Source organism: Psychrobacter sp. NPDC078929, from assembly GCF_050267985.1.
Classification (GTDB): domain Bacteria; phylum Pseudomonadota; class Gammaproteobacteria; order Pseudomonadales; family Moraxellaceae; genus Psychrobacter.
The window spans coordinates 212,482-224,967 of record NZ_JBNNFX010000002.1 but is presented as its reverse complement, the minus strand read 5'-3'; the positions used below and the strand labels follow the sequence as shown (position 1 = coordinate 224,967).

The window sequence follows — 12,486 nt, the reverse complement described above, 5'->3', positions numbered from 1 at the left end:
TAATAAATATCTTTTTCAAAATGTTTGAACGTTTTTGAGCGCTTTGTAATTCTTTACCTTACAAACTTTTGTTGCTACATTAAAGTACTGAAAATATTTGGCTAGACTCATGTCGCTATATCAGCTCAAGACTCAGTTTCAAAATCAACTACGCCCGATAAGTAATGCGCTGGTTGAGCAAAATGTTACCGCTAATCAAGTGACAGTATCCGCTGTTTTATTAAGTATCGGTACTGCCTATATCATTGCCAAACCAGCGGCTGAACAGCAGCGGCTGTGGCTTTTATTACCATCATCATTGTTTGTACGTATGGCACTCAATGCTATCGACGGCATGATGGCCCGTGAACATGGCCAGGCATCAAGGCTAGGAGCTGTGTTAAACGAGGTAGGTGATATGGTTGCCGATACGGCTCTATTAGCGAGTCTGGCGCCTCATATTCTGACCCCTCATATCAATAACAAAGAACGGCAAACGGTAATAGCCAACTTACCAACGAACATATCAATTTCTCAGCACCATATCACTGCTCTGATCGCGCTTAGTATTGGCACCGAGCTGTTGGGCGTTACTAGTAATACCATGTTAGGTGTTCGTGCTAACCAAGGGCCTTTGGGCAAAAGCGATCGTGCCTTCTTATTAGGTATGCTTGGTGCGTTTATGGGCATTAGAGCCAAAGCGCCAGTAAGTATTAAAGGGCAGGTGGCTTTACCTGCTATCAGAATGAGTCAATTATTTATATTAACAGAGATAATGCTACTAAAGACCTGTCTCAATCGACTACGTTATATGACAGAGTTATACTTGATGCATAACCCACCTCAGCTGCGATCCGTACTGGGTGAGTCAACAAACAACTCACTATTTCTTACTGTTGTTTTACCAAGTACTTCTACTGATAACGCTCGCCCATTGGAGTTCAAAGAAATGCCAACCACAACCGTTGATAGTCAAAAATTCGAAGAACAGGCCAGTGTTGGTTTTGACTTGCCTGCATCTAAAATCATCAATGGTGAAAGCTGTTATAACGCTTACGACGGCACGGCTATTTATTATCGCTATTGGCTAACGACGCCTTTAGAAGACATGAAAAAATCAGCTATCAAGCAAGCCAACCAACCGTTGCGCCAAGTTATCTTATTGCACCGAGGTCATGAGCATTCAGGACGATTGGCAGAGCTAGGAGAGCAGTTTGCAACAGCTGGCTATCAAGTGTTTGCTTGGGATGCACGCGGTAATGGGCGCTCAGGGGGTATCAAAGACCATGCTGAGAGCGTTACCGAGCTTGAGCGAGATTTAGAAGGTTTTGTACAACTGGTGATGGGGCAAACAGGCATTGCTATTGAAGATACATTGATTGTCGCTAGCAGTATCGGCGCGGTATTGGCAGCAGCATGGGTACACGATTATGCGCCAAATATTCGCGGGATGATACTTGGCACGCCTGCGCTCAGTATTCGCTTGTATTTGCCCTTTGCCATACCGTCATTGAAGGTGGCGCGTACGCTAGGTCTGATGTCACGTGTCAGCAGCTACGTTAAAGCACAAGTACTGACCCATGATAAAGACGCACAGCAGGCTTACAATGCCGATCCATTAATCTCCAACAGTATCTCGACTGATTTACTCATTGATACCCATGCAACGGGTCAGCGTCTGCTCGATGATGCTGGTGCTATCACTGTACCGACGTTCGTCTTGTGTGCGGGCAAGGATTATGTGGTCGATAAGCAGGCTGAGCGGACATTTTATGAAGCGATTAACACACCGATCAAACGCTGGCAGTTGTATCCAGACAGCTACCATGCAATCTTTCATGAAACCAATAAAACCGATGTATTCGCTGACTGTATTGAGTTTGCTGAGCAGGTATTTAGCACACCAGTCCAGGCACCTGATCTAAGTACCGCCCATTTAAACAGTGCCAGTAAGGATAAAGTGGATCGTTTGGCGATTAAACCATTCAATCCAAACTTTGCAATTACCCGTTTTACAATGCAGAAGTTTGGTCATGTCAGCGACGCGATTGCCACAGGGCTGGAGCATGGATTTGATTCTGGCCATTCGCTGGATCATGTCTATTACAATAAGCCTAGCGGTCAGAATAAATTCGGACAGGCAGTCGATAAGTTTTATTTAAATAATATCGGCTGGCAAGGTATTCGCATTCGCCGTGAGCATATATTGGAGTTGGCACGTTTAGCACTTGCAGACATTGAAGACAAAAATCAAAGTAGTAATAAACCATACCAACCAAAACTGTTAGATATCGCTAGTGGACATGGTTTTTATGCATTTGATCTGCTGACAGAGTTTACAGATTTGTATGCTGAGCTGCGTGATTATGAAATGCATAATATTCAAGCATTGCAAGCAAAGGCGGAGCGTTTGGCCATGAGCAGTCGAGTCGTGACCAGTAAAAAGGACGCCTTTGATCCTACTAGTTATATTGATGCACATACGAAAGACACTAGCACCGATACTAAAAAATCAGATCTTGCTATTGCTTCAGGGTTGTTTGAATTGTTCTCTGATAACGCGCTACCAGCGACAGCCTTAGCGGGTATTTATGACAGTTTAAAATCGGGCGGTTATCTGATTTATACCAACCAACCGTGGCACCCTGAGCAAGAGTTTATCAGTAAAACACTAAACAATCACCGTGGCAGTAGTTGGGTGATGCGCTGTCGCTCGCAAGCGGAGATGGATCAACTGGTTGAGCGTGCAGGCTTTAAAAAGGTCACGATGCGTATCGATCGCTTTGGGATATTTACTGTCTCGTTAGCGATTAAAACTGCATCAGCTGATAACGAGCAATAGATGAACAATGAGCAGGTTAAGCCTTACGAACGTGTTCAGCTTTTTTCAGGAGGAGGCTCACGTTTTGGTTACTACTTGGGCAGTTATGCAGCACTAGCAGCGCATGATTTGACGCCAGACATTATCGTTGGTACTTGCGGTGGGAGTTTGTCTGCTTACTTAGTACAACTTGCGCCTGATCCTAAAGATTTGCAAGCGTTGATGTGCAGCCGTGAGTTGTATCGCGTCATCACAGCCATCAGACATGTCGCGCCAGATGAAGCCAATAAACGTCTAAAGCTGCGTTATATGACCCATGCACTTAAGCGTTGGCGGTTATCAAAGCAAAAGGATAATGGACAAAGACAACGTCAAGCAGACAGCTACGAGCGACTGTTAAATGAGTTGCAGCAGTTAGCGATGTTTCGTATCGATAACGAGCAGTACTGGCTAGATGAGCTGTCGCAGTTTGCTACTAGTAATAATGATATTAGCAATACTGATAAAGCAACGCCAGAAATAGCTATCATTGCTAGCCGCCTGTATCAAACACCTGCTGATGGTTTGTATAGTGAAAAACTCGCACTGCAAGAGTTGTTATTTGCGCCGCCGCGCTTTGAGCGTTCTGCATCAGGTCTGGCCGACGGGCAAATGACATCGCCTGCGCACACATTTGCAAACGGACGCATACACCCTTCTGTAAAGGTTCAAACGCAATGGGACTTTGCCCCAGTGATTCCCGCTTCTATGGCAGACATGTACTATCTACCGCCAAAACATATCCCAGAGCTTGGCTGGTGTTTAGGAGGTGTGATTAATCTGACACCAATTGAGCTAGCCTGTCAGTTGGGTAACAGCGTATTTGCAGAGACTAAGGCAGGTTATGACCCATGGCTGGCTGCTCCCGCGATTCAGCGTGTTTTTGGTTTTGATCCTAATAGGCGATTGGCAGCAGTACACGGTTATCAACCGATGGAGGTATCGTCGCACATTAATACGGCGGCTAGCAACAACCGTCAGCTACATTGGTTACCATTTGCAGATAACGAGCAGCAACTGAGAGGGCAAAATGTGCAAAAGCATTTTAACCTAAAACAAGTGACCGTTGAGCTAATACACAGAGATTATGACGGTTTTGTGCAGCAAATGCAGGCGCAATGGCAATATGGCTATCAGCGTACGGTCGACTATATACAGCAGCATAAATTATGAAAAACCTCGCAAAAGGTATCACTAAAAACCATGCGCCGCATATCATTATCGTTGGTGGTACAAGTGGCATTGGCTTAGCTTTGGCGTTGCATCATCAGATGCTCGGCTGGCAAGTAAGCGTTGTTGGAAGTAGCGCAGTAAAGATAGCCGATATCAACAGCTTACATCCTGCTATTGTGATTTATGTATGCGACTTAACTGACCCAAATCAAACGCAAACGTTATTAGACAATTTGTCAGGTATTCCATTTCAAAGGCTGATCTATAGTGCGGGTAGTTACACCAATGAGCGTATCCATCACTTAAATCAAGCAGATAGCGACCAGATGCTAGTGATTAACTTACAGGCGTTTGAGCAAGTTTTTAGATGGGCAAGCAGTCAGTTAAAGCAGCAGTTAAAACAGTCATGTCAGGCATTAGATATGACTAAAGGTGATAGACCTAGCCTCATCTGTATTGCCTCTATCGCAGGCACGATAGATTATCCTTATGCCAGTCTATATGCAAAAAGCAAGCGTGCAATGATTGCTACGGCTAGCGCTTATCGAGCAGCACTTATACCTTATAACATCCAAGTAAACTGTATTGCCTCAGGCTATATCAATACTCAAGCACTACGTGATTTAAACGATGACGATGCTAGCCATAAGCCATTTATCATGAGCACGCAAGCAGCGGTTGATCATATTATGCAAGCGATTGACGATAATATAGAACTAGCGATATTTCCACGCTCAATGCGCTATATCACGAGTGCCTTAAATTATTTACCTAAGCCTGTGCTCAATTGGATATTGGGCAGTAAACTGGATAAAGCCAAATGACTCTGCTATCTGTGCTTTGATTGTATTTAACCAAATAACCAGTAGAGTAGAGTAAATGCTGGCACTCCAATCAGTAAACTGTCTATCCGATCTAACACCCCACCATGACCAGCGAGCATCGTTCCAGTGTCTTTTACCCCGTGCTGGCGCTTAAAGGCTGATTCTAATAAGTCTCCAAATATACCGCTTACAGCCAAGCCATAGGCAGCTAATAGACAGATCCACCAATCAAAAGGGGTGAGCCAAAGACCTAATACTGCTGCCAACATTGCCGCAACTAAACTGCCAAAGATAGCACCTTCAATGCTTTTATTCGGGCTAATAGTCGGCGCTAGACCTCGTTTAAACAGCTTACGTCCAAGCAGTCTTCCACATAGATATTGGGCAATATCGTTGAACTGACTGGCAAATAATACGAAGAGTAAAACGCCATATTGTTCGCGTTGCCAGGTCAATTGCTGTAAGGCTACAAGGCTAATGATGAGTGAGATGAATGCAACACTCAGTAGCAGATCTAAGGAATTGAGCCGCGTATAGTGTTGAGTCAGATTGAGAGAGGTTTTCGCTAGTAGGGAAGTATTTGGCTGTAAGCCTTGCGCTTGGAGTTTATTAATGAGTACGGCTTTACTGCGTAAACACCATAGGCGTTTAATCTCGTAGCTGCCGCGTAGACCAATTAATATAAAGAATAAAATGAGCAGCCATTGATAGGGATATACTTGCGAATGAGAACCTTGCGTATCGTTTGTTATTTTTGCAATCACATAGCAAATGCAGAGCGCGGCGAGCATCAACCACCACGAGCGGGCTATCAAGTAGATTTTTGGCAAGCGTTTTCGCAGAGGAGGTACGGCAAGCACGCTCCAAGCCAAGCTGACGATTATCATCAGGGCAATCACAAACACAATATCAGAAGCCATACCGTGGACACTCAAAGAAGAGGTAATATTTTAAGCCTATCCATAATGATAGCTTAAATGCCTCTTTAACTATAGTGTTAGATATCGCCCTTGATTGGTTTGGCTATTATCTGTCGTACGCTTAAATATGGTCAGTAACAGGTATCGGATAACGCTCGTCTTCTATATTGTGAGAAAAGGAGTTAAGCGTAGCGTCTCTCCGTGGCAAAATGATACTGGTAAAAGGTGTTTCAGCTAAGTTAGGATAATCCTCACGGTAATGCCCACCGCGACTTTCAAAACGCTGATAAGCCGATTGAACAATCATCGTTGCTAACGCTAATTGCCTCACCAATTGAAAAATGGCAAGCTCACTGTCAGTAGTAGGGGCTTTACTACTCGTATCAGATAGCATGATCTCAGTATGTTCGATTGACTCTTGCCACTGCTCAATTTGTCGCAATGCTTGCTCTAATTTTTCATCGCTACGTGTGATGCCCATATTGGCTGTCAAAAGAGCTTTCAACGCTATAGTTATCTCTGCAATATCTACGTCAGAATGAAACGCCTTATCGACCTTATAAATTGGGAGTGATGACTGCTTGGAAGATAGCAAGATAACAAATTGTGTGTTTTCTAATGTCGGATATTGCCAAATATCGGCAGCCAACTGATGCAGTTCATAAGAGGCAGTCGTATGTGGCTGTGCCATTTTTTCTAAAGTTTCAGCCGTTTTCTCTAAAGCTTCTAAGTTCTTTAAGTTTTCCAATTTTGTTAAATAATGAGGTAAGTTGGCGGCGATGTTGCGACCAACCACCACACACTCCAACAATGAATTGCTTGCTAAACGGTTGGCCCCGTGCAGCCCTGTATAAGCAACTTCACCTGCTGCATACAGCCCTGCAATATCGGTCAATCCATTGGCATCAGTCACCACGCCGCCACAACTATAGTGGGCAGTCGGAGCGACCGGAATAGGGTCTGTCGTCATATCGATACCGAGTGCTAGCAGCGTCTGATAAATCTGTGGGAAATGCGCTTGTATAAATGCGGCTGGCAAGTGACTGACATCAAGATGTACATAGCCAAGTCCGTTACTACTAATCTGATTGGCTATTGCTCGAGCGACGATATCGCGTGGCGCCAATTCAGCGCGCTCATCAATGTCTAACATAAAGCGCGCACCAGTCTGTGGGCAATACAGTCGCCCACCTTCACCGCGTAACGCTTCAGATATCAAAAAGCTGCTGTCATCTAATGCCAGACCCGTTGGGTGAAATTGAATAAATTCTAAATTTGCTAAGCGGCAACCTGCCTGCCATGCCATGATAACGCCATCACCGACACAAACGTTAGGTGCGCTGGCACGCTTAAATAGTTGGCCCAAGCCACCACTAGCGAGTACAACAGCCGCACTATAAATGGTGAGTTGGCGCTCATTGATATGATCAAAGACCAGCGCCCCTCGGCAATGTTTAATCTCGCTATCGTTCATGCTAAAAGAGGAGCTGCTAATCATAGGTGAAGTTAGTAATTCCAATGCTTCATGATAAGGCAAGATAGTGATATGGGCCGCAGTCTGTACTTTGGTGGTTAAGGCATCCATCACGTGTCGACCCGTTGCATCATCCGCATGGGCCACACGTCTACAGCCATGACCGCCTTCTTTGGTCAAGTGTAAGTCACTGGTTTTTAAGACTGCAAAATCAGGTGTATTATCATTTTCTTTAGTTAAAGTAGTTTGAGTAAATGGCACACCTTGTTCGCATAGCCACTGCACTGCTTGCTGTCCAGCACCCAAGATACGAGCAGTATTGTCCGTCGCACACAACCCTGCACCAGCAATTAAGGTATCAGCGATATGATCAGTCACAGAGTCTGCCTTGTCTAAGCTGGCTGCGATACCACCTTGAGCGTAGTGACTTGAACACACCTCAAGCGCGGCTTTGCTTAAAACAGTGATATTCAGCGATTTTGGCAGAGATAGCGCGGTGCTCAAACCTGCCAGACCAGCCCCAATAATAAGAACATCAGTTTTTATAATATTACTCATATCACTGCTGCTCCTACTATTTTTATAGCGAGTGGTGTTGGAACAATCAACTGAATGCGACTGACTCATGCTAGGCTGCCCCAACGTTAGCGAACAGCGCACGGTCTTTTACAATGTCGCCACTGGCGGCTACGCGTTGCTTTTGTGCTTCAGCAAAATCGAGCATCCGTTGTAATGGTTTTTTTGCTGCAGTCGCTAACTCAGGTGTCATTAGTACTTCACCGCTTTGATTGGTTAAGCACTGCTCAATACCTTTTAGACCGTTCATTGCCATCCAAGGACAAAACGCACAGCTCTTACAGCTTGCACTCTCACCAGCAGTTGGTGCGGCCAAAAAGCGCTTGTTTGGCGAGCGTTTTTGCATCTCGTGCAATATGCCCAAATCAGTAGCGACGATAAAGGTATCAGCATCCATCTCATACGTTGATTGCAAAAGCTTGCTAGTCGAGCCGACCACATCAGCGAGTGCTACCACGCTATCAGGTGACTCAGGATGCACCAAGACTTTGGCCTCTGGATGTTTCTCTTTTAATTGCATTAACTCAGTAGCTTTAAATTCGTTATGCACGAGGCAAGACCCTTGCCACAGCAGCATATCGGCGCCAGTCTCACGAGCGATGTATTTGCCCAAATGGCGATCAGGCCCCCAAATAATAGGCTCGCCTTGGGCATGTAAGTGACGAACGATGTCGATACCGACAGATGAGGTGACCACCCAATCAGCTCTCGCTTTTACCGCGGCGCTGGTATTGGCGTAGACGACGACAGTACGTTCAGGATGAGCATCACAAAATGCTGAAAACTCATCAGCAGGACAGCCCAAATCAAGCGAACATTCGGCTTCCAAATCTGGCATGAGGACAGTCTTTTCCATGCTTAATATTTTTGCTGATTCACCCATAAAGCGCACACCAGCGACAACCAATGTTTGGGCGCTATGAGCTTGTCCAAACCGAGCCATTTCAAGTGAGTCACCGACGCAGCCACCGGTTGCAAATGCCAAGTCTTGGATAAAAGGGTCGACATAGTAGTGTGCTACCAGTACGGCATTATTCTCTTTCAGTAGCTTCTTGATATTTTCTTCAATCACGATGCGTTCAGCGTGAGGCAAGTCTGCTGGCATTTTAGCCTTGGCATATTCAATGTTCATCTGAGTGGCGATGCGATTGTCCGTACTCATGATAGGTGCGTCGTAAGGATATTTTTTCATAATGGCAGCCTTTGTTGGTGCGATAACGATAAATGTGTGTGCTAAAAAATGGGTAATTGGACATAACAAATTTATAAGTTGTCTTAATTATGCTCATTTTGAGCATAATTACAAGTGGTTTTTTATACTCAATAAGTCAAAAGATTGGTTTTTAGTGCCCGAAATGACGTGCAGTTAAGCCGTACTAAGCTTAGAAATGATGCTAATTCATGCCTCTTATGACTATTTATCGCCATTGATTTTTCATACTTACAACCACAGACTATGATAGTTTTAGATTCGAGCTATACTAAGTCATACCATAGCTATTAACCCCAGTAGCCTTTCACATTTCAGAGAAAAAGGATAATTCCCAAAGCCATGACGTTGTCTTATTCACATGCGCACCAGCAAGGTAGCGGCACGACAGAAGTGGTCGCCGTATTGGTCGCTATCACCGATCATATCGCGCGCGTTCTAACCGTTGACCAAGGCAAGCTGTTGCCAAATGGGCCGCTTATGCCGCTACATCGCTCGTTGCAAGCGGGCGTACGTCAGTGGGTAGAGGAGCAAACACAACAACCGCTCGGATACTTGGAGCAGTTATATACCTTTGTCGATACCAATAGACGTAACATCGACGGTCATGCGTTGGTGTATGTGAGTTATTTAGGTTTGGTGCAAGAGACGCAAACGCAGGCACTCCAAAGCAAAGCACTCTGGCGAGATTGGTACGACTATTTCCCATGGGAAAATCATTTGGACGGTATGCCTAGTATTATTATGGACTTTATCGTGCCTGCGCTACTCGAATGGGCCAATACTGCCAACGACTCGATTGTCCAACAGCGCAGGCGTCAGCGTATTGGCTTATGTTGGGGACTAAACGAAGCGTTTTTAGCAAGTGGTAAACTCACTAACAGTCAATCCGTCAACGAACACGATAATGAAAGTAGAGAATGGATTGCAGAGCATGTACTACTACGTTATGAAATGCTTTATGAAGCAGGTTTAATCCCTGAAGCCCCTAATTATCCGCCTAACTATCAAGCTGTTACCTTGCCAGAGGACTGGTCACAACGCATAGGTGTACCCATGTATTATGATCACCGTCGCGTGATTGCTACTGCTATCTCAAGACTGCGCGCGAAAATTGAATATAGACCGCTTATTTTTGGGCTGATGCCAGACGTCTTTACCTTATCGCAGTTGCAGCAGAGTGTTGAGGCGTTATCAGGAGTGCGTTTGCACAAGCAAAACTTTCGTCGATTGCTTGATTCACAAAACTTGGTAATGGAGACAGGAGAGAGTAGTACTGCTCAGCGCGGTCGTCCTGCCAAGTTATATCGCTTCCGCCATGATATTGAATTACAGAGTTTATTGATGGACAGCAAACTTCCTAAGCGCAAATAGTCATTTCAAGCCAGTCCGTTGTATCTCTAAATCAGTTTGTATCACGAAAAATTTGTCACCTTTCCTTGCAGGGTCGCTAACTTTACGCTATATTTATGCTCATTTTGAGTTTAAATGACGAGCAGTTTCTATCAATATCATGCCTAGATAAGGGTCAAAGATGACAATTGAACAAGAGCCAGCATTGGATGACGTATTGCTTAAACCATTGGTTGAGAATGCACTAACTGAAGACTTGGGTAGGCGTGGTGATGTAACGTCACAAGCTACTATCCCAGCCGATATGCAAGCGCAGCTACAGATCAAGGCGCGGCAAGCAGGTGTGATATGCGGTATAGACTTAGCACGTTTGTCTTTTGCCTTAGTCGATGCACAAATTGAGTTTATTGCACAAGTACAGGATGGCGAAACAGTAGAGGCTGGTGCAGTGTTAGCGACCGTAAAAGGTAACGCGCGTCACTTATTGACAGCAGAACGCACGGCACTGAACTTTATGACCCATCTCAGTGGTATTGCGACAGCGACCCGTCAGATTGTCGATAGTGTGGCGCAATATCCTGCGCAAATTACTTGTACACGCAAGACCATTCCAGGCTTACGTATTGTACAAAAATACGCCGTACGCTGCGGCGGCGGACGCAATCATCGCTTGGGATTGGATGATGCGATTTTAATCAAAGACAATCATATCGCGATTGCGGGTGACATCAAAACGGCCATTCAGCAAGCCCAGAAATTTGCTGGGCATCTGATTCCTATTGAGGTCGAAGTCGATACACTAGAGCAATTAGAGCAAGCGCTCGATGCAGGTGTGAGTTTAGTGCTATTAGACAACATGTCGCCTGAAACATTATCGCAAGCGGTTACTATGTGTCAGGGTCGAGCAAAGACTGAAGCCTCAGGTGGTATTACGCCTGAAACGGTACAAGCGGCGGCAAGTACAGGGGTTGATTTTATCGCGATGGGCTATTTGACGCACAGTACGACAGCCTTGGATATTGGGCTAGATTTTAGTGCATAAGTGCAGGCGTAATAAAGGCTAATATCATTATATACGCTAGATTTTAGCGAAAGGACTATCACCGAGTTAATAGAATGGCAATTTATACTGACAGCTTGTACTGATAATCGGTTAAATGCTTGTTTTTACACTGAAGCTTTACTAAGGTGACATGTAGGCGTAACGGCGCAAAGTTAATGATTTTATTAGCTTATCTGCCTATGCTACAATGCTATTTTTAGTTGCCTATTGGGTCATCGTTGCACTCGCACGATGACCTTATCTTTTTGCACAAGCGGTATCAATAGACAAGCGAGCGCTCAGTGAATACTGAAATTATCAAGATAATCCTAGCCTTTATGGTATTGATCAATCCATTTAGCGCATTGACGTTATTTTTAGATTTGACTCGCGGCTATTCGATGAACAATCGACGTAAGGTCGCGCGCGTTGCTTGTCTGACTATTTTTATCACCATCAGCTTTTTTACGATTGCAGGTGAGACGCTACTAAAAACCCTTGGTATTTCTATCGGCTCGTTCCAATTGGCAGGCGGTATATTGGTGTTTTTAATTGCGCTAAATATGATGAATGGGGAGGGTAACCCGGTTAAACCTGATCAAGAGAATTTTGATGTTGATCATGTGAAAGATGCGCCAGTTTCAATGGCAGCTGCTGTGGTTCCCCTCGCGATTCCGATGATGATTGGGCCTGGTGGTATCTCCACGGTTATTATTTATTCTTCACAAGTATCAGGTATTTTGCAGGTATCTGCCATTTTGATTGCTGGCTTATTTATCAGTCTGTTTTGCTACTTAGCATTGATGGCGGCAGGTCGTATCAGTCGCTTACTAGGTGATACTGGCTTGAACATCATGAGCCGAATCATGGGGATGCTATTGGCCGCCGTTTCTATCGAGATTATCGTTAATGGACTGCGTACGCTCTTTCCTAGCTTGATGTAAACGATCAATACAATATTACCGCTAACCATATATATTTATACAGTGGTTAGCGGATATCGACGTCATTCAGTATTATCCAATACGTCGTTTACTTAATATTCAGTTTATTCAACACTCAGCTTATCTATCAT

Annotated in this window: 9 protein-coding genes; 6 read left to right on the top strand and 3 right to left on the bottom strand. The window is 44.7% G+C overall.

Annotation, left to right across the window (positions count from 1 at the left end; genetic code table 11):
• Positions 1-109: 109 nt before the first annotated feature.
• Genes ACQKCG_RS02155 through ACQKCG_RS02145 form a run of 3 tightly spaced genes read left to right on the top strand, consistent with a single transcriptional unit; the run spans position 110 to position 4,836 of the window.
• Complete coding sequence (locus ACQKCG_RS02155) at positions 110-2,821, top strand: alpha/beta fold hydrolase (protein ID WP_201555937.1); 2,712 nt, start codon at positions 110-112, stop codon at positions 2,819-2,821.
• Positions 2,822-4,012, top strand: a complete 1,191-nt coding sequence (locus tag ACQKCG_RS02150) for a patatin-like phospholipase family protein (RefSeq protein ID WP_201555935.1) — start codon at positions 2,822-2,824, stop codon at positions 4,010-4,012. It abuts the gene before it with no gap.
• Complete coding sequence (locus ACQKCG_RS02145) at positions 4,009-4,836, top strand: SDR family NAD(P)-dependent oxidoreductase (RefSeq protein WP_201555933.1); 828 nt, start codon at positions 4,009-4,011, stop codon at positions 4,834-4,836. Before ACQKCG_RS02150 ends, ACQKCG_RS02145 begins: the two co-directional genes overlap by 4 nt.
• Positions 4,837-4,862: 26 nt before the next feature.
• Here the strand turns inward: ACQKCG_RS02145 and ACQKCG_RS02140 are convergent, their stop codons facing one another.
• From ACQKCG_RS02140 to nadA, 3 genes are all read right to left on the bottom strand, one after another.
• Positions 4,863-5,756, bottom strand: a complete 894-nt coding sequence (locus ACQKCG_RS02140) for a phosphatidate cytidylyltransferase (RefSeq protein WP_201555931.1) — start codon at positions 5,754-5,756, stop codon at positions 4,863-4,865.
• Between the two features lie 121 nt (positions 5,757-5,877).
• Positions 5,878-7,788 carry an L-aspartate oxidase gene (gene nadB / locus ACQKCG_RS02135; protein ID WP_201555929.1) on the bottom strand — a complete coding sequence of 637 codons (1,911 nt, stop codon included), beginning with the start codon at positions 7,786-7,788 and terminating at the stop codon, positions 5,878-5,880.
• A gap of 70 nt (positions 7,789-7,858) precedes the next feature.
• The gene (nadA, locus tag ACQKCG_RS02130) at positions 7,859-8,998 is read right to left on the bottom strand and encodes a quinolinate synthase NadA (protein ID WP_057758969.1); all 1,140 of its coding nucleotides are present in this window, start codon (positions 8,996-8,998) and stop codon (positions 7,859-7,861) included.
• 360 nt (positions 8,999-9,358) lie between these two features.
• Between nadA and ACQKCG_RS02125 the strand changes: the two genes are divergently transcribed.
• From ACQKCG_RS02125 to ACQKCG_RS02115, 3 genes are all read left to right on the top strand, one after another.
• Positions 9,359-10,390: an NUDIX hydrolase gene (locus tag ACQKCG_RS02125; RefSeq protein ID WP_201555928.1), complete on the top strand. Its 1,032-nt coding sequence runs from the start codon at positions 9,359-9,361 to the stop codon at positions 10,388-10,390.
• A 160-nt stretch (positions 10,391-10,550) separates the two neighbouring features.
• Positions 10,551-11,411 (top strand): carboxylating nicotinate-nucleotide diphosphorylase, encoded by an 861-nt coding sequence (gene nadC / locus ACQKCG_RS02120; RefSeq protein WP_201555927.1) that lies wholly within the window; start codon positions 10,551-10,553, stop codon positions 11,409-11,411.
• A gap of 302 nt (positions 11,412-11,713) precedes the next feature.
• The gene (locus tag ACQKCG_RS02115) at positions 11,714-12,355 is read left to right on the top strand and encodes a MarC family protein (RefSeq protein WP_082624565.1); all 642 of its coding nucleotides are present in this window, start codon (positions 11,714-11,716) and stop codon (positions 12,353-12,355) included.
• The last annotated feature ends 131 nt before the right edge of the window (positions 12,356-12,486 follow it).